Annotated in this window: 24 protein-coding genes and 1 pseudogene; 11 read left to right on the top strand and 14 right to left on the bottom strand. The window is 64.2% G+C overall.

Annotated features, from left to right (window positions below; translation table 11 throughout):
- Positions 1-420: 420 nt before the first annotated feature.
- From ACPZMI_RS04720 to ACPZMI_RS04685, 8 genes are read left to right on the top strand one after another with little or no spacing between them, the layout of a single operon-like run.
- Positions 421-1,617 carry a PepSY-associated TM helix domain-containing protein gene (locus ACPZMI_RS04720; protein ID WP_112897992.1) on the top strand — a complete coding sequence of 399 codons (1,197 nt, stop codon included), beginning with the start codon at positions 421-423 and terminating at the stop codon, positions 1,615-1,617.
- Positions 1,614-2,156, top strand: a complete 543-nt coding sequence (locus ACPZMI_RS04715) for a thiamine pyrophosphate-binding protein (RefSeq protein ID WP_186669669.1) — start codon at positions 1,614-1,616, stop codon at positions 2,154-2,156. The genes ACPZMI_RS04720 and ACPZMI_RS04715 overlap by 4 nt, the downstream gene beginning before the upstream one ends.
- A complete protein-coding gene (locus ACPZMI_RS04710) occupies positions 2,156-2,476 on the top strand; it encodes a hypothetical protein (RefSeq protein WP_186669670.1) in 321 nt (106 codons plus the stop codon). Before ACPZMI_RS04715 ends, ACPZMI_RS04710 begins: the two co-directional genes overlap by 1 nt.
- A complete protein-coding gene (locus tag ACPZMI_RS04705) occupies positions 2,473-3,042 on the top strand; it encodes a DUF6162 family protein (RefSeq protein WP_426351789.1) in 570 nt (189 codons plus the stop codon). Before ACPZMI_RS04710 ends, ACPZMI_RS04705 begins: the two co-directional genes overlap by 4 nt.
- A gap of 16 nt (positions 3,043-3,058) precedes the next feature.
- A complete protein-coding gene (locus ACPZMI_RS04700) occupies positions 3,059-3,961 on the top strand; it encodes a metal ABC transporter substrate-binding protein (RefSeq protein ID WP_186722121.1) in 903 nt (300 codons plus the stop codon).
- On the top strand, positions 3,958-4,704 hold the full coding sequence (locus tag ACPZMI_RS04695; RefSeq protein WP_426351788.1) for a metal ABC transporter ATP-binding protein: 747 nt from the start codon (positions 3,958-3,960) through the stop codon (positions 4,702-4,704). Before ACPZMI_RS04700 ends, ACPZMI_RS04695 begins: the two co-directional genes overlap by 4 nt.
- Positions 4,704-5,603: a metal ABC transporter permease gene (locus ACPZMI_RS04690; RefSeq protein ID WP_186711106.1), complete on the top strand. Its 900-nt coding sequence runs from the start codon at positions 4,704-4,706 to the stop codon at positions 5,601-5,603. Before ACPZMI_RS04695 ends, ACPZMI_RS04690 begins: the two co-directional genes overlap by 1 nt.
- Positions 5,600-6,502: a metal ABC transporter solute-binding protein, Zn/Mn family gene (locus tag ACPZMI_RS04685; protein WP_186669676.1), complete on the top strand. Its 903-nt coding sequence runs from the start codon at positions 5,600-5,602 to the stop codon at positions 6,500-6,502. The genes ACPZMI_RS04690 and ACPZMI_RS04685 overlap by 4 nt, the downstream gene beginning before the upstream one ends.
- Positions 6,503-6,601: 99 nt before the next feature.
- Here the strand turns inward: ACPZMI_RS04685 and ACPZMI_RS04680 are convergent, their stop codons facing one another.
- Entirely contained in the window at positions 6,602-7,519 is a 918-nt protein-coding gene (locus tag ACPZMI_RS04680) for an AraC family transcriptional regulator (protein WP_186669677.1), read from the bottom strand.
- A 334-nt stretch (positions 7,520-7,853) separates the two neighbouring features.
- Between ACPZMI_RS04680 and ACPZMI_RS04675 the strand changes: the two genes are divergently transcribed.
- Entirely contained in the window at positions 7,854-8,588 is a 735-nt protein-coding gene (locus ACPZMI_RS04675; RefSeq protein WP_426351787.1) for an SDR family oxidoreductase, read from the top strand.
- Here the strand turns inward: ACPZMI_RS04675 and ACPZMI_RS04670 are convergent.
- From ACPZMI_RS04670 to ACPZMI_RS04645, 6 genes and pseudogenes are all read right to left on the bottom strand, one after another.
- Positions 8,582-9,115, bottom strand: a complete 534-nt coding sequence (locus ACPZMI_RS04670) for a P-loop NTPase family protein (protein ID WP_426351786.1) — start codon at positions 9,113-9,115, stop codon at positions 8,582-8,584. The genes ACPZMI_RS04675 and ACPZMI_RS04670 overlap by 7 nt on opposite strands.
- A 64-nt stretch (positions 9,116-9,179) precedes the next feature.
- Positions 9,180-9,731 (bottom strand): GNAT family N-acetyltransferase, encoded by a 552-nt coding sequence (locus ACPZMI_RS04665; protein WP_426351785.1) that lies wholly within the window; start codon positions 9,729-9,731, stop codon positions 9,180-9,182.
- Positions 9,732-9,891: 160 nt separating this feature from the next.
- Positions 9,892-10,014, bottom strand: a pseudogene (locus ACPZMI_RS04660) (LysR family transcriptional regulator); the annotation flags it as partial.
- A gap of 44 nt (positions 10,015-10,058) precedes the next feature.
- Positions 10,059-10,559, bottom strand: coding sequence for a flavin reductase family protein (locus ACPZMI_RS04655; protein ID WP_426351784.1), 501 nt, complete (start codon positions 10,557-10,559; stop codon positions 10,059-10,061).
- A 12-nt stretch (positions 10,560-10,571) separates the two neighbouring features.
- Positions 10,572-11,600 carry a methionine synthase gene (locus tag ACPZMI_RS04650; protein WP_426351783.1) on the bottom strand — a complete coding sequence of 343 codons (1,029 nt, stop codon included), beginning with the start codon at positions 11,598-11,600 and terminating at the stop codon, positions 10,572-10,574.
- Between the two features lie 26 nt (positions 11,601-11,626).
- A complete protein-coding gene (locus ACPZMI_RS04645) occupies positions 11,627-12,610 on the bottom strand; it encodes a DUF1852 domain-containing protein (RefSeq protein ID WP_186669684.1) in 984 nt (327 codons plus the stop codon).
- 335 nt (positions 12,611-12,945) lie between these two features.
- Between ACPZMI_RS04645 and ACPZMI_RS04640 the strand changes: the two genes are divergently transcribed.
- Positions 12,946-14,172, top strand: coding sequence for an MFS transporter (locus ACPZMI_RS04640; RefSeq protein WP_426351782.1), 1,227 nt, complete (start codon positions 12,946-12,948; stop codon positions 14,170-14,172).
- A gap of 42 nt (positions 14,173-14,214) precedes the next feature.
- Here ACPZMI_RS04640 and ACPZMI_RS04635 read toward each other — a convergent pair whose 3' ends face one another.
- The 7 genes from ACPZMI_RS04635 to ACPZMI_RS04605 all read right to left on the bottom strand — a co-directional run bounded on the left by ACPZMI_RS04635 (position 14,215) and on the right by ACPZMI_RS04605 (position 20,030).
- Positions 14,215-15,267: a DUF1615 domain-containing protein gene (locus tag ACPZMI_RS04635; protein WP_426351781.1), complete on the bottom strand. Its 1,053-nt coding sequence runs from the start codon at positions 15,265-15,267 to the stop codon at positions 14,215-14,217.
- A gap of 26 nt (positions 15,268-15,293) precedes the next feature.
- Positions 15,294-15,845, bottom strand: coding sequence for a hydrolase (locus ACPZMI_RS04630; protein WP_426351780.1), 552 nt, complete (start codon positions 15,843-15,845; stop codon positions 15,294-15,296).
- Between the two features lie 61 nt (positions 15,846-15,906).
- Complete coding sequence (locus tag ACPZMI_RS04625) at positions 15,907-16,626, bottom strand: thioesterase II family protein (protein WP_426351779.1); 720 nt, start codon at positions 16,624-16,626, stop codon at positions 15,907-15,909.
- 3 nt (positions 16,627-16,629) lie between these two features.
- Positions 16,630-16,851 (bottom strand): MbtH family protein, encoded by a 222-nt coding sequence (locus tag ACPZMI_RS04620; protein ID WP_054893211.1) that lies wholly within the window; start codon positions 16,849-16,851, stop codon positions 16,630-16,632.
- Between the two features lie 181 nt (positions 16,852-17,032).
- Positions 17,033-18,451: a short-chain fatty acid transporter gene (locus ACPZMI_RS04615; protein WP_054893210.1), complete on the bottom strand. Its 1,419-nt coding sequence runs from the start codon at positions 18,449-18,451 to the stop codon at positions 17,033-17,035.
- A 189-nt stretch (positions 18,452-18,640) separates the two neighbouring features.
- Positions 18,641-19,297 (bottom strand): CoA transferase subunit B, encoded by a 657-nt coding sequence (locus ACPZMI_RS04610; protein WP_054893209.1) that lies wholly within the window; start codon positions 19,295-19,297, stop codon positions 18,641-18,643.
- A gap of 34 nt (positions 19,298-19,331) precedes the next feature.
- The gene (locus ACPZMI_RS04605; protein WP_054893208.1) at positions 19,332-20,030 is read right to left on the bottom strand and encodes a CoA transferase subunit A; all 699 of its coding nucleotides are present in this window, start codon (positions 20,028-20,030) and stop codon (positions 19,332-19,334) included.
- Between the two features lie 121 nt (positions 20,031-20,151).
- Here ACPZMI_RS04605 and ACPZMI_RS04600 point away from each other — a divergent pair, with 121 nt between their 5' ends.
- Positions 20,152-21,063: a LysR family transcriptional regulator gene (locus tag ACPZMI_RS04600; RefSeq protein ID WP_153775005.1), complete on the top strand. Its 912-nt coding sequence runs from the start codon at positions 20,152-20,154 to the stop codon at positions 21,061-21,063.
- Positions 21,064-21,157 lie beyond the last annotated feature (94 nt).

Here is a 21,157-nt window from a genome sequence, read left to right as displayed (position 1 = left end):
CGCCCTTACGGCGACCTACTTTTTTTCTTGGAAAAAAGTAGGCAAAAACCGCTTGCTCCCACATACGGCCCCTGCGCTGCGCTCCGGGGTTCCCTCGCGCCGGCGCCTTCCGGGCCTTCGCGGACTCCGACTTGCTGCGCAAGTCTACATCTCGCGACTTCGGCGGGACGCCGAAGGGCGCTGCGCGCCAGGGCCCTCCAGACGCCTCTGCTCGGCCTCCTGAGGTCGCGATGGGTGGCGCCTGGGATATCGCGCGCTTAGAAGCAAGAGCAAGAGCAAGAGCGGGAGCGGGAGCGGAGCTTGTTTGAAACATTTGCTTTCATTTGAGGCTTCAGGTTTCTGATTCTCATTCGTCCTATTAGATGCAGCCTTCAAGGTTGAGATGAAACTCGACCGCAATTTTCCTCAGAAGAACGACTGATGGCCCGACAAACTAAAAAATCCAAGTCCAAGCTGTGGTTCCTGGTCCACAGCTGGCTTGCCCTGCCGATCTGGTTCTTTGTCCTGATCGTCTGTTTCACCGGCATGCTCGCGGTGGTCAGCCAGGAGATCGTCTGGCTGGCGAACCCCGACGTGCGTGCCAGCCAACCGGACGACAACGCCGAGCGGCTGAGCTTCCAGCAGGTCTTGAGTGCGCTGAACAAGGCCGAACCGGACATGGCGGTGCGCTTCATCAGCCAGCCGGACGGCTCGCACTTCGCCCTCGAGGCCGCAGTCACCTATCCCGACGGCACGTCACCGACGCTCTACGTCAACCCCTATACCGGCGCCATCCAGGGCAAGACCCCCGACTTCAACTTCCAGGCCTTTACCCGCGCCCTGCACGGCTGGTGGCTGGTGCCGTTCACCAACGGCTATAGCTGGGGCTGGTACCTGGTGTCGCTGCTCGGCCTGCCAATGCTCGCCTCGCTGGTCACAGGGCTTGTGGTGTACAAGAAATTCTGGCGCGGGTTCTTCAAACCAGTGCGCACCCAGCATGGCTCGCGGATCTTCTGGGGCGACCTGCACCGCCTGGCCGGGGTGTGGTCGATCTGGTTCATCGCGGTGATTTCGATCACCGGCACCTGGTTCCTGATCCAGGCCATTCTCGGCGACAACCACGTCACCATTTCCACCGAGCCGATCGTGCCGGTCATCGCTCGCGAACAAGTGCCACAGAGCCCGGACGGCAATCCGGTGCCGCGCATCGACCTGGACGAGGCCGCCCGCATCGCCCAGGAGGCCATCCCGGGCCTGGACATCAGTTTCATCACCCTGCCGGCCACCGCCTACAGCCATATCAGCATGGGCGGACGAGGCTGGTATCCGCTGATGTTCCAGACCGCCGAGGTCAACCCGTACACCCGCAACGTCGACAGCCAGTTCCTGCTCGGCGATCGCTCGACCCTGGAGTTCGTCACCGAATCCATGCGCCCGCTGCACACCGGCGACTTCGGTGGCCTGCCGATCAAGCTGATCTGGTTCTTCTTCGGCCTGGTGCTCACCCTGATGGTGCTCAGTGGCCTGCTGATCTGGACCAAGCGCACCGCCCAGGCCACCGCCGCGGCGCTCAAGCGCAGCGAGCGCCCGGCGCGCGTGCGCAGGCATGAAGACACCCCCGTGGAGGCCCAGCCATGAGCCAGACCCAGACTCAAACCCTGCCGCCCAGCGGCCTGAAGCAGTGGTGGTTGAAATGGCGCTTCCACTTCAACATCCTGCTGATCCTCATCCCGCTGGGCTTCATGCCCAGGTACTTCGCCGATGCCAGCTTGTTCCGCGGTGACAGCGGCCTGGGCGCCAACGTGGTCAAGGACATCCAGGTCGACCGCTGGCGCCTGGACCTGGCCGAGCTGCGCGACGAAGCCCCACGTGCGGACGGCCCGGCCGGGCACTTCAAGGTGTTCAACGCCGCGCTCTGCCAAACCTGCACCGAAGGCGCCAAGGCCATCTACCTGCGCATCGGCAAGCCGCGCAACCTGCGCGCCGCCGGCTCGATCTTCTTCGGCTCGCCCTACCGCATGAGCACCTCGCTGCCGATCCCGCCCCGCACCCGCCCAGACGCCGAGATCTGGATCACCATCGAAGGCTGGGACGGCAGCATGCACCAGGCATCCGTACCGCTGGCCAAGGCATCGCCGGCCACTGTCGCCTGGCTCGAGAAACAAGGAGGCAAATGATGAAACACCTGTTGCGCAGGCTTGCCCTGCCCCTGCTGACCTTCACCGCCCTGCCGGCATTGGCGCACAACCCGATGTGCGACTGCGTACCGGTGGCGGGCGATCAGATCAAGTGCACCGGCGGCTTCTCCGACGGTAGCGGCGCGCCGGGCGTGACGCTGGATGTGATCGGCTACGACGAGCAAGTGCTGGTCGGCGGCAAGCTTGGCGACGACTCGACCCTCACCTTCAAGCGCCCCGACGGCGAGTTCTACGTGCTGTTCGACGCCGGCCCCGGCCACGTGGTGGAAGTCGACCATGCCGATATAGGCTCGCCATGAGCCGCGCCCAGGTCATCCGCCCAGCCGGCGCCGGGCACGAAACCCTCTATGTGCTGCTGGCCGCCGTGCTGATCGCCGCCCTCGCCGCGACCCTGGTCGGGCTGCGTGGTGAACGGGTCGACGAACAGCCCATCGCCAGCCACCAGATCGACGCTCGCCGCGACCTCAACGCCGCCGAACAGGGCGTCTACACCGACCTGCACGTGGCCACCGAGGAAATCCTCGCCCTGCGCCAGGAAAACGGCCAGGCGCCCGCAGTACAGGCGCTGGCCGATGATGCACTGCCGCCCTTCGTCGACGACACCAGCAGCGCCAGCCGGGGCCGCCATCAGTGGCAGTGGCTGGCCAGTGGCGCCTACCTGGGCTCGAGCCAGGACGCCGACGTTGCCGGCAGCTTCCTGTTGATCCTGCCGCAGGCCGACACCGCACCGGCCCAGGTGTGGCTGCGCCGCGACCGCAGCACCCGGGCCCCCGACGATCTTGGCCAGGCCGCGCTGATCGCCGCCGGCTGGCAGGAAATCGTCAGCCACTACGACGCCGGGGTCACCCGCGAACACCGTCACTGAACCCAAGGACCGCGCCATGCTCCGCTCCGCCCTCGCCTTTCTCCTGGCCTGCCTGCTCCCGGCACTGGCCCTGGCCGACAGCGGCAAACCGCTGCGCATCGGCATCACCCTGCACCCCTACTACAGCTACGTGAGCAATATCGTCGGCGACAAGGCTGAAGTGGTGCCGCTGATTCCGGCAGGCTTCAACCCGCATGCCTACGAGCCGCGCGCCGAAGACATCAAGCGCATCGGCACCCTGGACGTGATCGTGCTCAACGGCATCGGCCACGACGACTTCGCCGATCGCATGATCGCCGCCAGCGAAAAGCCCGCCATCAAGACCATCGAGTCCAACCAGAACGTCCCGCTGCTGGCCGCCACCGGCATCGCTGCGCGCGGCGCCGGCAAGGTGGTCAACCCGCACACCTTCCTGTCGATCAGCGCCAGCATCGCCCAGGTCAACAACATTGCCCGCGAACTGGGCAAGCTCGACCCGGACAACGCCAAGTTCTACACCCAGAACGCCCGCGCCTATGCCAAGCGCCTGCGCGCGCTGCGCGCCGAAGCCCTGGCCAAGGTCACCGAGGCACCGGGCGCGGAGTTTCGCGTGGCGACCATCCACGCCGCCTACGACTACCTGGTGCGCGACTTCGGCCTGGAAGTCACTGCAGTGGTCGAGCCGGCTCATGGCATCGAGCCGAGCCCGGCGCAGTTGAAGAAAACCATCGACCAGCTCAAGGCCCTGGATGTGAAGGTGATCTTCTCGGAGATGGACTTCCCGTCCGCCTACGTCGAGACCATCGAGCGCGAGTCCGGGGTGAAGATCTATCCGCTGACCCACATCTCCTACGGCGAATACACCGCCGACAAGTACGAGGTGGAGATGAAGCGTAACCTCGAGACCGTGGTCAAGGCCATCCAGGAGAACCGCGCATGACCGCCGCGGCCAACCTGGTCAGCACCCAAGGCCCGCGCATCGACTTCGCCGGCATCGACCTCACCCTTGGGCGCACGCGCATCCTCGAGCAGGTGAGCTTCAGCGTTGCCGCCGGCAGCGTGCATGCCATCGTAGGCCCCAACGGTGGCGGCAAGAGCTCGCTGATCAAGACCCTGCTCGGGCAGATGCCGCACCAGGGCCAGTTGACCCTGCACTGGCCCACCGAGCGCGAGGTGATCGGCTATGTGCCGCAGGCGCTGGAGTTCGACCGTGGCCTGCCGATGACCGTCGACGACTTCATGGCCGCCATGTGCCAGCAGCGCCCGGCGTTCCTCGGCCTGTCGCGCCGTGTGCGACCCGACATCGACGCCGCCCTGGCCAAGGTCGGCATGCTCGACAAGCGCAAGCGGCGCATGGGCGCGTTGTCCGGTGGCGAGCGCCAGCGCGTGCTGCTGGCCCAGGGGCTGATCCCCGAGCCGCAACTGCTGGTGCTGGACGAACCCATGTCGGCGCTGGATGAAGCCGGTATCCAGGTGTTCGAGCAACTGCTGCACGGCTGGCGCCACGCCGGCACCACGGTGCTGTGGATCGAGCACGACCTTGAAGCGGTACTGCGCCTGGCCGACCGCGTCACGGGGCTCAGCCGCAAGACGCTGTTCGACGCCCCGCCCGCCCAGGCCCTGACCCCGGAGCGCCTGCTCGGGCTGTTCTCCGTCCACCCGCGCAGCGAGAGCCTTGCCTGATGAGTTATGAAGCTTTCCGCCAACTGGTCCAGCAATGGGCCACCGCTGGCTACCTGCCCGAGGCCCTGGCCTATGGGTTCGTGATCAACGCCCTGATCGCCGGCCTGATGATCGGCCCGGTGCTGGGCGGGCTCGGCACCCTGGTGGTGGTCAAGCGCTTTGCGTTCTTCTCCGAGGCTGTCGGCCACGCCGCACTCACGGGCGTGGCCATCGGTATCCTGCTCGGCGAGCCGTACACCGGGCCCTACGGCAGCTTGTTCGGCTACTGCCTGCTGTTCGGCATCCTGCTGAATTTCCTGCGCAACCGCACGGGCCTTTCGCCGGACACCCTGATCGGCGTGTTCCTCTCCGTCTCGCTGGCCCTGGGTGCCAGCCTGCTGCTGATGCTGGCCGGCAAGATCAACGTGCACATCCTCGAGAACGTGCTGTTCGGCTCGGTACTTACCGTCAGCCCTCACGACCTGCTGGTGCTCGGCATCGTTGCCGTGCTGGTGCTGGCCTTGGCCCTGCCGCTGTACAACCGCATCATCCTCGCCAGCTTCAACCCGCAACTGGCGGCCGTGCGCGGCGTGGCGGTGAAGACCCTCGACTACCTGTTCGTGGTGCTGGTGACCCTGGTGACCGTGGCCTCGGTGAAGGTGATCGGCGCCATCCTGGTCGGTGCGCTGCTGGTGATCCCCGCTGCCGCCGCGCGCCTGGTCAGCCAGTCGCTCAAGGGCTTCTTCTTCGCCTCGGTGCTGATCGCCACCCTCAGCACCCTGCTCGGCATCCTGCTGCCGATCGTCTTCGACCTGCCCGTGCCCTCCGGCGCTGCAATCATCCTGGTAGCCGGTATGTGCTTCGCCCTCGCGGCCCTCGCCCGCGCCCTCGTCCCACGCCTGCAAGGAAACCCGGCATGAACCTCACGCTCAAACGCCTCACCCTGGCCCTGGTCCTGGCCGGCGCGCCCACCCTGGTGCTGGCCGCACAGCCCGCCAGCAGCGCCGCAGCCACGCAAGTGCTGACCACCCTGCCGGTGACCCACAGCCTCGCTGTCGCGTTGCTCGACGGCACCTCGGTGCAGCTCAAGCGCGCAGCACCGGCCAACCTTCCAGCCAGCCGCCAGCCGTCGTACTTCGAGGGGCGTGGCGGTGCGAGCCTGCACAAAGATGCTCAGCAGGCCACGGCAGTGATCGGCGTGCGCTCGATCTGGCATGACGACCCGCTCTATCCCATGGCGCGGCGCAGCAACATCCGCATCGTCGAAATCGATGCCGCGCGCCCGGTCGATGGCGCCCTGCCCGGCATCGCGGTGGATGGCGACAATGCATTCGCCAGCTATCCCTGGTTGAACCCGATCAACCTCGGGCGCATGGCCGATGTGGTGGCCAACGACCTGGAGCGCTTGTCCCCCGCTGACAAGGACAAGATCCAGGCCAACCTTGCCGGGCTCAAGCGACAGATGCTGGAGCTGACCTCCAGCAGCCAGACGCGCCTGGCCGAGGCCGATAACCTCAGCGTGGTCAGCCTGTCGGAACGTCTGGGCTATCTGGTCAGCGGGTTGAACCTGGATGTGGTGTCACAGGCACTGCCGGCAGATGGCAAGTGGGATGAAGCGGCGCTGAAGGCGCTGGGAGAGACCCTCAAGACGCAGGATGTGGCGTTGGTGCTGCACCATCGTCAGCCTGAGCCGCAGGTGCTCAAGGTGATCGAGGCGGCAGGCGCCAGGTTGGTGGTGGTCGACAGCGATCCGGAGGATACGGTGGCGGGGCTCAGGAACACTGTCGACGCTGTGGTGGCCGTATTGGTCAAAGGATGACGAAACGCCTGCTTCGGCAGATCAGAGCATGGCCCGGCATCGCTTCGTACAAGCCACGGCCAAGCACTGGCACCAGTTGCTCGGCCCGCAGTGGCATCTTCATGATGGCCGCCGGGCCAGGTTTATGTCCCGAGACGGCGCACACCCAAACTGGCGGCTGTACTCGCGGCTGAACTGTGACGGGCTTTCATAGCCGACCCGATAACAGGCGCTCGACACATCCAACCCCTCCCCCAACATCAGCCGCCGAGCCTCCTGCAGGCGCAATAGCTTCTGGTACTGCAACGGGCTCATGGCGGTGACTGCCTTGAAACGGTGATGCAAGGTCGAACTGCCCAGATTGGCGATCCGCGCCAGTTGCTCGATGCGCAGCGGCTGGGTGTAGTGGTTGTTCAACCAGTCGATGGCCTTGCTCACGCGCCGGGTCTGCGAGTCGCCCATGGCCAACTCGTACAGCCGACGCCCATGCACGCCTCGCAGCAGGCGGTAGTGCAGTTCGCGCAGCGCCAATGGCGCGAGCATGCCGATATCCCGTGGCGACTCCAGCAACCGCACCAGGCGCAACATGGTTTCCAGCAGCGACACATCGATCTGTTCGAGAAATAACCCGCGCTCGGGCTCATCCGGTACGCCCGCGGGCGGCGCATCGGCGATCACCTGGGCAAGCTCGGTTGGCTCGAAGTCCAGGCGGATGCACAGGTAAGGCGCCTGCGCGCTGGCTGTCAGCACCCGACCAGACACCGGTAGCGTCACCGACACCACCAGGTAGTTGAGGGGGTCGTACAGATAACGCTCCTCGCCCAGGCCCACCTCTTTCTGCCCCTGCACGATCAGGCACAGCGCCGGTTTGTGCACGGTATGGATGATGTCTGACGGCGCATCCATTCGAATCACGTGCAGCGGCGCGATGGCAGTTTCGTAAACGCCCGGCGCGGTAAAGCGCTCGGTCAGCGATCGGACGAGCTCGCCACGGTACAAGGCAGTGGTTTGCAGGAGAAAAGCATCGTTCTGCGCCATTCAAGGGCTCTCGCATGTTGGAATTCGGCGTTGTATCACGGTCTTGGTGTGACGGCAGACCATGGGGGCTACCTGGCGGCGTCGTCAGGGCCAGGCACCCATTGTCCCCCGCAAAAAACACCTGCGTTAGGTCGAAACTGTCGTCGAGTTGCCTGATCCTTCCGCTCCGGCGCGTGGCACGAGGCTGCGCGGATCACCGACACGAATAGGCAAAGGTCGCGCAGGTTTCGGCACGCATCATGCCGCCCCACAACCTTAGTCTTTTCTCCGTACCCAGCAGGAACGTCTGCCTTCCCTGCAGACGCCTGAACCTTCATGTACAGGAGATACGCAAATGTCCAACATCAACGACAAAGTCGTGCTGATCACCGGCGCCAGCAGCGGCATTGGTGAAGCCGCCGCCAGGCTGATCGCCGCCAAGGGTGCTCACGTGGTACTCGGCGCCCGCCGTATCGATCGCCTGCAACAGCTGGTGAGTGAAATCCGCGCCGAAGGCGGCTCGGCAAGTGCCCGCGCACTGGACGTGACTGACCTCGATTCCATGCAAGCCTTTGTCGAGTTTGCCAAGGCGCAGTACGGCAAGGTCGATGTGATCATCAATAACGCAGGGGTAATGCCGCTGTCGCCACTGAACTCGCTGAAAGTCGAGGAATGGAACCGGATGCTCGACGTCAACGTGCGCGGAGTGCTGCACGGCATCGCTGCGGTGCTCCCAGGCATGGAGGCGCAAGGACATGGTCAGGTCATCAACATCTCGTCGATCGGCGGGCTTTCGGTCTCCCCCACCGCTGCTGTGTATTGCGCGACCAAGTACGCCGTTCGGGCGATCTCCGGTGGCCTTCGCCAGGAAACCGACAAGATCAGGGTGACGGTGGTGTGTCCTGGGGTGGTGGAATCGGAGCTGGCCGACACGATCACCGACGACACGGCCCGCGAGGCCATGAGAACATTCCGACGCGTGGCGCTGGAGGCCGATGCGATTGCCCGGGCGCTGGTCTATGCCATCGAGCAGCCGGATGATGTGGATGTCAGCGAGCTTGTGGTGCGACCGACTGCCAGTCCTTATTGAGCACTCCTGGGCGTCGGCTTCATGCTCGCGAGAAATGCGCTGGTGTCCCGATCGGAGCGCAGGCAGACCACCCGACAACCCAACGGCGCGCTCGCCGCAAGTTGCTCCATCTTCGTTCGAGCCGAGCGCTTCGTCTGCCACATGAACCTGAAGAACTCCGGCAGGTTGGCCAGCCGCTCCGGACAGTTGTGCGGCAAGTCCGGACGGGTCTGTCCGCGATAACGCAGCGCTCTGGTCAGCACCCGCCAGAATCGCAGCGTCGCCGACCGGTCGATCCAGATCAGAAGATCGGCGCGAGCCAGTCGATTGCTCCAGGTGGTTGAATGGCCGCCTTCGAAAATCCAGCGATCGCGCGCCTCCACTTCATGGCACAAGCGTGTCTTCTCGTCCCGGCTGCGCTCGACCCAGCCGGGCTGCCAGTGGATGGTGTCGATATGCACCACCGGCAGCCCCGTGTATTCGCCTAGCTTGCGCGCCAATGTGCTCTTCCCGGCGCCGGGTTGGCCGACAATCATGATCCGCTGCATCGAAGCTCCTTTTCGCCATGCATGTTGAATAGGGCGCGCGATTCTACGGAAATGTCCGGCAGCGTCAACCCAAGGAACGGGCGAGCCATTCACGGCGTGTCATCTCCCATATCTCCACCTCAAACGGCCCGGAGACAAAATGCCCGTCGCGCGTGTCCACCAGGCGCATCCCTTCATGCTCCGAGACTTTTCGAGAGGCGTGATTGGCAACGGCCTTGGGCACCTGCATGACAGGGCGAGACAAGGTCTCGAACCAATAGGCATTGACCACTCGGCAGGCTTCACGCATGTAGCCTTGCCCCCACCACTGCGGCGCAAGCCAGAAACCCCGGTTGTTCCCGGGTTCGTCGTACAGGCTGATGCTGCCGATGATGCGCGGGTCTTCACCGCGCAGGCGGATCATCCAGTGCCATTCACGGCCCGCGGCCATGGCTGGCAGGGCGATATCACGCACGTAGACCAACGCGCCGTCTTCCGGGTACGGCCATGGCACGCGGCGATCGAGATAACGGACCACCTCCCACTGCGGAAACAACTGCTGGATCGCAGGCGCGTCTTCCAATTGCAGAGGGGTGAGAACAAGGCGTTCTGTATACAGCGTCGCAAGGCAATCCATGGCATTCGCTCCTGAGTACCCTTGTGCAGGGCACTTGATGGTCGGCGATTACCCCGGCTGTGTCGAGCGCTCGGCCCAACGGGGGCGCTGGGCCGACCTGCCCGTCTCAGATGACGCGCCCCGACAGGGCATTGACCCCCTCCAGCGTCGCAAAGGAAATATCCAACTCGCGAAATTGGTGCGACAGCGCGGATTGTGTCAGGTGCAGGCGTTCGGCGGCGTCGTGCAGGCTGTCCATTTCCCGCAGGGCGTCGATGGTGCGCAGGTGTCTCAAGTCGATCATGGGCAGAACTTCAACCCTGTGCAAAATAGCGAAACCTGAACCGCTCAAACGGCCGCGAGGTTGCAGTATTGTCCCTTGAAATACAGCAACGGCTGCGTCGCCCCGGCCTCTTGCAGGTTCAGCGCTTTCACTTCCCCAATCACGATCAGGTGATCACCTGCGGCATGTTCGGCGTGGATTTCGCAATCGAGCCAGTGCAGGCTGCCGGCGATGAGTGGATTCCCCAGAGGCGAAGACTGCCATTCGACGCCGTGCCACTTGTCGGTGCCACGGCGCGCGAACTGGTTGGAAATACCGACCTGCTCATCCGAAAGGATGTTGACTGCAAATCGACCGGCCTGGCGAATCCTCGGGTAGCTGGCCGAGTTCGACATCACGCTGAACGACACCAGGGGCGGGCTCATCGACACGCTGTAGAACGACTGGCAGGTAAAGCCGATCGGCTGGTCATCGATGAACGAAGTCACCACCGTGATACCGGAGGCGTAATGCCCGAGCGCTTCGCGAAAACGCAGAGGCTCGATGGCGGTTCCAAGCTGCGACATGACAGACAGACCCTAGTTCGACAGTTCTTGCCGAACGATATCCGCACCTGCGACCAACGCCTCGAGCTTGCCACTCGCGACGCGACGTGGCAGTGGCGCCATGCCGCAGTTGGTGCACGGATAAAGCTTGTCGGCATCGACGAACTGCAGGGCCTTGCGCAGGGTATTGGCGACTTCTTCCGGAGTCTCGATGGCGTGATTGGCCACATCGATGGCGCCGACCATCACTTTCTTGCCGCGGATGAGCTCGATCAGATCCATGGGCACGTGGGAGTTGTGGCATTCGAGCGAAACGATATCGATAGAGGATTTCTGCAGCTTTGGGAACGCCTCCTCATACTGGCGCCACTCCGACCCCAGCGTCTTTTTCCAGTCGGTGTTGGCCTTGATGCCATAGCCGTAGCAGATGTGCACCGCCGTTTCACACTTGAGGCCTTCGATGGCCCGTTCCAGGGTGGCGACGCCCCAATCGTTCACCTCGTCGAAGAAGACGTTGAATGCAGGCTCGTCGAACTGAATGATGTCGACACCCGCCGCCTCCAGCTCCCGGGCTTCCTGATTGAGGATCTTGGCAAATTCCCACGCCAGCTTTTCGCGGCTCTTGTAGTGGGCGTCGTACAGCGTATCGATCATCGTCATGGGACCCGGCAGCGCCCACTTGATGGGTTGACGGGTTTGCTGGCGCAAGAACCTGGCGTCGTCGACGAACACAGGCTTGCGACGCTCGACTGCACCCACCACCGTCGGGACGCTCGCATCGTAGCGATCACGGATCCGCACGGTTTCGCGCTTCGCGAAATCAACGCCGCTGAGGTGTTCGATAAAGGTGGTGACGAAGTGCTGGCGGGTTTGCTCGCCGTCGCTGACGATGTCGATACCGGCCTGCTGCTGTTCGTGCAACGCCAGACGCAGTGCATCCTGCTTGCCCTCGACAAGCCCTTCGTACTGCAGTTTCCAGGGCGACCAGAGGGTCTCGGGCTGCGCCAGCCAGGAAGGCTTGGGCAAGCTGCCGGCGGTTGAGGTAGGGAGCAGTTTTTTCATGATGGAAGCCTTGTGAATTCGATAAGTCAGATTGCGTACTGAGCAGACCACTGCTCGAGAACCGCCCGATAGGGTTTGATGAAGTGCTCCTCGGCAAACCGCCCTTGTTCGATCGCCAGGCGGCTGCGTTCCTCGCGGTCATAAACGATTCGGGTCAACGAATAATCCTGGTGCTTGAGGCTTGGCTGATAGGATTGCCCTGCCGCAGAGTTCGCGTTGTAGATTTCCGGCCGGTAGATCTTCTGGAAGGTGTCCATCGTGCTGATGGTGCTGATGAGCTCAAGATTGGTGTAGTCGGCAAGCAGGTCGCCCGTAAAGTAGAACGCCAAGGGCGCGACGCTGTTCGCGGGCATGAAATAACGCACTTTCAAGCCCATCTTGCTGAAGTACTCATCCGTCAACGAGTATTCATCCTGACGGTATTCGAACCCCAGTACCGGGTGCTGGTTTTCCGTGCGGTGGTAGGTCCTGCTGCTGGAGACGCTCAGGCAGATGACCGGCAACTTGCTGAAGTTGGCCTTGTAGGCCTGCGAGTTCAGGAAGCACTTGAACAGCTTGCCATGCAGGTCGCCGAAATCATCCGGGGTGCCGAAGCCAGGCTTACCCTTGTTGTGCTCCAGCAGCAGCACGCTGAAGTCATAATCACGCACGTAGGAAGAAAAATTGTTCCCTACGATCCCGGCGATGCGCTCGTTGGTTTTCTGATCGACGATGTTGGTTTTCAGGATCTCGATCAACGGGAGCGCATCGGCAGTGCTGTCAGCCCCCAGGTCCATCTCGACGGAAATGATTTCGAGCTCGACCTTGTAACGGTCACCTTCAGGGTTGTCCCAATGGGCCAGGGCATTGAAGCGGTTGTCGATCATCCGCAAGGTATTGCGCAGGTTTTCCTGGCGCTGCTCGCCCCTCGCCAGGTTGGCGAAGTTGGTGGTGATGCGGGTGTTGTCCGAGGGCTGGTAGTGCTCATCGAAACAAATCCGCTTGATCGCGAATGTGAAGTCTCTGGCCATGGTGATCTGAATCCTGATTCCTAAGGTAAACCTGGAACGCCTCGCGCAGCGAAGGTGCCTGCCGATACGGATGTCCGGTTCCGAGTGGGGGAATTGTCGGGATCAGGCGCTCATGAAGCAAACTCATTTTTTTTGCATTCAACCTTAGTAATTTTCATGATCACTCTTGCGCCTGGGTTGGGTGCAATCCATAACCTAGAGCCTTCCATCGATCACACTGATGATTACTATCGAACGGGCTGCCTATAGGCCTTGGAAAACCGACTCCTATAATCGCCCTCCTATTTTCCCGCCTCCTGCGCCTGCTCCAGGCGACAACACTTGGAATCCGTACCATGCCAAGCGTCAATCAGGCCTCCGATGGCCTTCTTGAACATAACCAACAGAGCGTCAAACAGCAGTGGCTGGCGATTCTCTCGGTTGCCGTGGGCGCCTTCGCCCTGGTGACCAGTGAATTCCTGCCGGTGGGCGTGCTCAACGATGTGGCCAGCGACCTGGGCATCAGTGCCGGCCAGGCCGGCCTGATGGTCACCCTGCCCGGGATCATGGCCGCCCTCGCCGCCCCGCTGCTGTCGGTAGGCATCGGCGCCATGGACCGCCGCTACCTGCTGATCGGCCTGACGCTGATCATGATCATCGCCAACTCGGTGGTGGCCTATGCCAGCGATTTCAGCCTGCTGCTGTTCGGCCGCGTGCTGCTGGGTATCAGCATCGGTGGCTTCTGGGCCACGGCCATTGCCCTGAGCGGGCGCCTGGCGCCCAAGGGGGTCGGCGTGGCGCAGGCGACCTCGATCATCATGGTCGGGGTCACCCTGGCCACGGTGCTGGGGGTGCCGGTCGGCACCTGGCTCAGCGGCCTGATGGGCTGGCGCATGACCTTCCTGGTGACCGCCCTGCTGGGTGTGCCGGTGCTGCTCGCGCAGGTCTTCCTGCTGCCGCGGCTCAATCCGGACAAGGCCATCCGCATCAGTGACCTGCCGGCGCTGTTCATCAATCCGCTGGCGCGGGTCGGCCTGATCGCGGTGTTGCTGATTGGCCTGGCGCACTTTGCCGCGTACACCTATGTCGCACCGTTCTTCAAGCAAAGCTCCGGCTTCGATGGGGCAACCATCGGCTCGCTGCTGCTGCTCTACGGTGTAGCAGGCGTCATCGGCAACCTGTTCGCCGGCTTCGCCGCCAACCGCAGCGTGCGCTACACCCTGCTGCTGGTGGCCTTGCTGATCGGCGTCAGCACCGCGCTGTTCCCCTACTTCGCCACCGGCATGACCGGGGCGGTGATGCTGATCGCGCTGTGGGGCTTTGCCTTCGGTGCCTTCCCGGCCTGTGCCAGCATCTGGATGTTCGTGGTCGCGCCCAAGGATGTCGAACGCGGCATGCCGCTGTTCGTGGCCATGTTCCAGGTGATCATTGCACTGGGCTCGTTCTTCGGCGGGCGGATCGTCGACCAGATGGGCAGCTCGGTGCTGCTGAGCCTGGCCACGGCGTTGGTCGGCTGCGGATTCGTCACCGTGCTGGTGCTGGGGCGTAATGTCAGCAACAGCCTGGCGGCCCAGCCTGCCTGACCTCTGCAGGGGCCGCCTGGCGGCCCCTGTACCTTGCGTCGATCAGCGCGCCATGCAGCGCTGGTAGCGCTCATCCACCCTCCCCGCAAACCACGCCGTGGTCAGCTTGCGGGTGATCTTCGGGCTCTTGAGCACGATCCCTGGCAGCACCGCACGTGGCAGTGGCTTGCCCGCCTTGGCATCGGCGAGTGCGAATACGCCGCGGTACAAGGCGCTGTCCTCGAGCGCCAGGCTGTTCTCCAATTCCAACTGACTGCGAATCTGTGGATTGCGCAGCCCAAGCTTCACCCCAAGGCTGCGCGCCGCGCGCTCGGTGGTGCCTGGCAGGATCGCGCCCGGTGCGATCAGGTCGCCGTCCAACGCCAATTCCGCCCCCGTCACACTGTTCAGCGCTGCCTGGAAAGCCGCGTTGCGGCTGGCGTACCAGCCTGCGTTGAAATCGGCGAAGCGGTACAGCGGCCGCTCATAGTGGGCGGGATACCCCAACAAGTGGGCGATGCCGAAGTACAGGCCGCCGCGACGGCTGAAGACCTCCTGGCGAATCGTGCCCTGGCGCTGGTAGGGGTAGTCCTTGGCATGGCGTTCGGCAAAGTCGATGCTGACCTGCATCGGCCCGCCGGTACGCACCGGGTTGAGCCCGCCGAGCAGCTTGTCGCCCAGCGGCAGGCCGGCGATGAAATCGTCGAACAGCGCGCTGAGTTGCCGCTCGCTGCGCACCGCCAGCAGGCGCTGCTGGTAGCTCTGGCCGTTGGCCGAAGGGGTGGCCAGGGCGCCATCGACCAGCAGCCTGGGGATGTGCAGACGCGCGGCGCGGCGGTCGATTTCCTCGCGGGCGATACGGCCCAGGTTGGGCACCTGGGGGTCGGCGGTGAAGGTGGACTCCTGCTCGGTCACCGCCAGCACCGCACACAGGTTGCTGCGGCTGGGCGCGATGCCCTGGGCGGTGAACGCGACCTGGATGTCCTCGGCCCAGCCCTGGCGGTCCTTGACCGAGGCAGGCAGCAGGCGCATGAGCTGGGCGCGGACCTGGGCAGGGTCGACTTCAGGCGCTTCCTCGCGGCGCCCGGCACAGCCTTGCAGCAGGGCCAGCAGCATCAGCCCAGCGCCCAGCAGCCGCAGGTTCAGGACAGGTCACCGACGATGTAGGTCTTGCTGATATGGCGGAACAACGGGTGGCTGGCACTGCCCAGCAATTCGAACAGCACCATCTCGCGGGTCACGATCTGCGCCCCCGCGTCGCGCATACGCGCAAGGCCTGCCGCCTTGCTTGCCGGGGTGCGGCTGTCGCAGACGTCCTCGACCACGAATACCTGCTTGCCCAGGCCCAGCAGACCAAGCACGGTCTGCAGCACGCAGACGTGGGTTTCCATGCCACAGACGATCACCTGCTCACGCGCCAGCAAGCTGGCCGGCAGGCACTCGGCAGCTACGCAGGAAAAGTGCAGTTTCTCGACGATTTCGGCCCCTGTAGCCACGGCCTTGAGTTCGGCCAGGGTCGGGCCCAGGCCCTTGGGATACTGCTCGGAAATCACCATGGGCAGTTCGAGTTCGGCGGTGGCGGCCAGCAGCCCGCGGGCCCGCGCGCGGGTGCCCTCGGGATCGCTCATGGCGCCAATGAGGCGCTCCTGGATATCGACGACCAGCAGCGTGGCCTGGCGGGGATCGATCAGCATGGGGACAACCCTTGTCCTGTGGGAAAGCCCCCAGCCTCCCCCAGGCAAAGGCCTACGTCAATCATGCCGAAAGTCGATGAGGTTCCAGAGAGGCGGCCAGCAGGCTCAGCACCCGGTCTTCGTGCTCATGGATGAAGAAGTGCCCGCCGGGGAAGACCTCCAGCGAGAAATCGCCCAGGCTTTCGCGACGCCAGGCCAGCAGTTGCTCTTCGCTGGCGCGGTCGGCCTCGCCGCCCAAAACATGCAGCGGGCAGTGCAACGGCGCGCGTTGGCGATAGTCGTAGCGGCCGCACATGAGGAAATCGGCGCGCAGAATCGGCAAGGTCAGGCTCATGAGTTCCTCGTTGGCCAGGACCTCCTCGGGGGTCCCTTGCAACTGGCGCAACTCGTCGATCAGCTCGGCATTGGTCTTGGGTTCGCGCCAGCCCTTGCCGTCGTAGTCCTCACGTCGGGTCGGTGCCGCCGTGCCGCAGGCGAACAGTGCGACCGGCGCCTTGCAACCCAGGGCTTGCAGCTCGTGGGCCAGCTCGAAGGCGAGCAGCGCACCCAGGCTATGGCCGAGCAGCGCATAGGGCGTGCTCGCCGCCAGGCGCTGCTCGCTGGCCAGTTGCCGGGCCAGTGCCTGCATGTCGGTTTGCAGGGGTTCGCCCAGGCGAGCACCGCGCCCCGGCAGCTCCACCGGGCGCACCTGCAACCAGGTCGGCAGCTTGCGCCGCCAGCGGCTGTAGACCATGGCACTGGCGCCCGAGTAAGGCAGGCATAACAGGTTGAGTGCCGTCACGCCCTACTGCACCGCAGCTTCGGCCATCTTCTGGCGCAGGCTCAGGGGGCGCATGTCGGTCCACACTTCATCGATGTAGGCCAGGCAGTCTTTCTTCAGACCGCTCTTGCCTGCGGCGCGCCAGCCGTTGGGGATCGCCTTGTAGTCGGGCCAGATCGAGTACTGTTCCTCGTGATTGATCACTACCTGGAACACGATGTCGTCGCGGTCGAAAACGGAAGTCATTGCCTGTCTCCTTGGGGTGATGATGGCCCGGTCCGTCTGGACGCAGGGCAGCTCTCAGGAAAACGAAGGGAGACGGGGGAAAATTACGCTTTTTTCACGGCTCGACCTGCAAGGGCGTCGAGCGGCGGATAGCGCTTGCGGGCCATTGCGGCCCGCAGCGCGGTATTGCGCGGTGATGCTGCTACGGCATTACCGGCGGCACGTACTGCAAGGTAGTGCCCAGCGCCCAGAGCAGCACCAGCACCAGGGGCACGTGCACTAGCAGTTGCACGAAGGAGAAGCCGATCAGGTCCCGTGCCTTCAGGCCCAGCACGCCCAGCAACGGCAGCATGTAGAAGGGGTTGATCAGGTTCGGCAGCGCCTCGGCGGCGTTGTAGATCTGCACCGCCCAGCCCAGGTGGTACTGCAGGTCGTTGGCCACCAGCATCACATAGGGCGCTTCGATGATCCATTTGCCGCCGCCAGATGGAATGAAGAAGCCCAGCACCGCAGAATACACGCCCATCAGCAAGGCGTAGGTGTCATGGGTGGCGATCTGGGTGAAGAACACCGAGATGTGGTGCGCCAGGGTCTGGGCGTCGGCACCCTTCACCTGGGTGAGGATGGCGGCGATCGAGCCGTACAGCGGGAACTGGATCAGCACGCCGGTAGTGGTCGGCACCGCACGGGCCACGGCGTCGAGGAAGCTGCGCGGACGCCAGTGGAGCAAGGCACCCAGCATGATGAACAGCAGGTTGTAGGTGTTCAGCCCGGAGATGGCGGTGATCGCAGGCTTGGTGGCGAACTCCTGGTACAGCCAGCCGGCCGCCAGGGCCACCAGCAGCAGGATAAGGATCGGGCTGTGCTCCAGCCACTCGCCGGGGCGGGTGCGCTGCGGCGCAGGTGGGGCGGTGAAGGTCGGATCGACACCGCAGTCCTGGGCGCTGCGCGCACTGTTCGGACCGGGCGCGGTGGCATAGGCGACGACCAGCGAGACGATCACCAGCGCGGCCAGCATCACCCCGGACTGCCAGAGAAAAATGGTCTCGGTGAACGGAATGACGCCGGTGATCGACAGGATCGACGGCGGCAGGCTGGCCGGGTTGGCCTGCAACTGTGCGGCCGACGACGACAGGCCCAGCGCCCATACCGCGCCCAGGCCCAGGTAGGCGGCGGCACCGGCGGCGCGGTAGTCCATCTTCAGGTCTGTGCGACGGGCCAGGGCACGCACCAACAGGCCGCCGAACACCAGCGACAGGCCCCAGTTGAGCAAGGAGGCGAGCATCGAGATCAGCGCCACCCAGCACACGGCGGAGCGGCCGTTCTTGGGCAGGCGCGCGAGGCGGTCGATCAGGCGTGCAGCGGGCGGGGAGCTGGCGACCACATAGCCGCCAATGACCACGAAGGCCATCTGCATGGTGAACGGGATCAGGCTCCAGAAGCCGTCACCAAAGGCCTTGGCGGTGTCGGTGGGCTTGGCACCCATGGCCAGGGCCCCCAGGCACACCAGCATCACGGCCAGGGCGGCGAACACCCAGGAGTCGGGGAACCAGCGCTCGGCCCAGTTGGAGCAGCGCAGGGCAAAGCGGGCGGAGCGGCTGTCTTGGATTTCAGCGGCCACGAGTGTTTTCCTTTTTTGGTCTTATTGGTGGATGTTGCTTGTCGATCAACGCAAAACCCCTGTGGGCGCGGGGCTTGTTGTAGGAGCGGGCTTGCCCGCGAATGCGCCGGTACATTCACCAACGTATACGCGGGCAAGCCCGCTCCCACAACGAGTCCGCCCTCACAGGGGGGAGGTAAAGCAGTAGCGCTAGAACGTCATCTCTTTCACATCGTCCGGCACGATCAGCTTGCCGGCGGTTTTCTCGACGATCTCCTGGACACTCACCCCGGGCGCGGTCTCGCGCAGGATGAAGGCGCCGTTCTCGATCTCGAGGTAGGCAAGGTCGGTGAGCACCTTGCGGATGCAGCCGGCGCCCGTCAGCGGCAGGCTGCAGCGCGGCAGGAGCTTGGACTCGCCGTCCTTGGAGGCGTGGGTCATGGTGACGATGATGTTCTCGGCGCCAGCCACCAGGTCCATGGCGCCGCCCATGCCCTTGACCAGCTTGCCGGGGATCATCCAGGAGGCGATGTTGCCCTCCACGTCCACCTCGAAGGCGCCCAGCACGGTGAGGTCGACATGGCCGCCACGGATCATGGCGAAGGATTGCGCCGAGTCGAAGATCGACGCGCCACGGCGGGCGGTCACGGTTTGCTTGCCGGCGTTGATCATGTCGGGGTCGAGGGTGCTTTCGGTGGGGAACTCGCCCATACCGAGCAGGCCGTTTTCCGACTGCAGCATCACGTCCATGTCGGCGGGCACGTAGTTGGCCACCAGGGTGGGGATGCCGATGCCGAGGTTGACGTAGTAGCCGTCCTTCAGTTCACGGGCGACGCGTTGGGCCATCTGTTCGCGGGTCAGTGCCATGGTCAGGATCTCTTTGTTGTTCTGTGGGCGGCGCTCAGGCCTTGACGGTGCGCTTCTCGATGCGCTTCTCGAAGGTGCCGACGATGACCCGGTCGACGAAGATCCCCGGCGTGTGGATCTCGCTGGGCAGCAGTACGCCCGGCTCGACGATTTCCTCGACCTCGACCACGGTGATCTTGCCGGCGGTGGCGGCCAGCGGATTGAAGTTCTGGGCGGTGTTGCGGTACACCACGTTGCCGTAGTGGTCGGCCTTCCAGCCCTTGACGATGGCGAAGTCGCCGGTGATGGACTCTTCGAGGATGTACTTGCGACCGTTGAACTCGCGCACCTCTTTGCCTTCGGCGACCGGGGTGCCGTAGCCCGTGGCGGTGTAGAAGGCCGGGATACCGGCGCCGCCGGCGCGCATCTTCTCGGCCAGGGTGCCCTGGGGGGTGAGCTCCACTTCCAGCTCGCCGCTGAGCAGCTGGCGCTCGAACTCGGCGTTCTCGCCGACGTAAGAGGCAACCATCTTGCGGATCTGCCGGTCTTCGAGCAGCACGCCCAGGCCGAAGCCGTCGACGCCGCAGTTGTTGGAAACTACCGTCAGGCCCTTGACTCCGCGGCGCTTGATCTCGGCGATCAGGTTCTCGGGGATGCCACACAGGCCGAAGCCGCCGGCCAGTACCGTCATGTCGTCGGTCAGGCCTTCGAGAGCCTGTTCATAGGTTGCTACGCGCTTGTCCAGTCCGGCCATGCTGATCCGCCTTTGTAGTTGTTTGAGCGTGTGGAAGGCATCTTCACCGCTGGCGACTGATTTGTTAATTTTGTTTTCGTCATCGATTGATAACTTTTGCAAAACAACCAGCGGATCCGCCATGAACGTCAAGCAACTGCGCGCCTTCGTCACCGTGGCCAAGTACCAGAGCTTCGCCCAGGCCGGCGAACACCTGCACATTTCGCAACCGGCACTGAGCCTGACCATCAAGGCGCTGGAGGACAACCTCGGCGGCGCCCTGCTCACCCGCACCACCCGCAGCGTCAGCCTCACCGCCGAGGGCGAAGTGCTGCTGCCACTGGCCCGACGCCTGCTGGCCGACTGGGACGATACCGAGGAAATGCTGCGCCAGCGCTTTACCCTGCAACTGGGGCGGGTGTCGGTGGCGGCGATGCCGGCCTTTGCCGGGAACCTGCTGCCGCAGTCACTGAAGGTGTTTCGCCAGCGCTACCCCAAGGTCAACGTCACCGTGCACGACGTGATCAACGAGCAGGTGCTGGAGCTGGTTCGCCACCGCCGCGTCGAACTGGGCATAGGCTTCGAACCCGAGCGCAGTGATGCCCTACAGTTCCACCCGTTGTACCTGGACCGTTTCGTCGCGGTAGTGCCTGGCGATTCACCCCTGGCGCAGCAGCCCCAGGTGAGCTGGCGCGAACTGCTGACCCAGGACTTCATCGCCCTGCAACGCCCGTCGGCGGTGCGCCTGCTGCTGGAGCAACACCTGGCCGCCGAGCATGGTCGGCTGGCGGTGGCGTTCGAAAGCCATCAGTTGTCCACGGTCGGGCGCATGGTCGCCAACGGCTTGGGCGTCAGTGCCGTACCGGCGCTGTGCATCAACCAGATGCAGGAATTGGGTGCGCGTTGCGTGCCCTTGGTCGAGCCCACCGTCGAGCGGCGCATCGGCGTCATCGCCCTGAGCGACCACAAGTTGTCCACTGCGGCGCAGGCGTTGCTGGATGTGTTGCTGTCACATACGCGTGCGCCGGAGGTGTGTTCGCATGGGGTTGCGTGAGGGCTGACAGGTGCTTGCCTGAGGCTTTTCAGCGCCGGTGAGATCGAGCGCCGCCCGCGCGGCGCTTCGCGGGCAAGTCGGAGCGCCGAACCGC

This window comes from Pseudomonas wayambapalatensis, from assembly GCF_049942315.1.
GTDB lineage: Bacteria > Pseudomonadota > Gammaproteobacteria > Pseudomonadales > Pseudomonadaceae > Aquipseudomonas > Aquipseudomonas wayambapalatensis.
The sequence above is the reverse complement of the archived record's forward strand: the minus strand, read 5'-3'. Positions and strand labels throughout refer to the sequence as shown.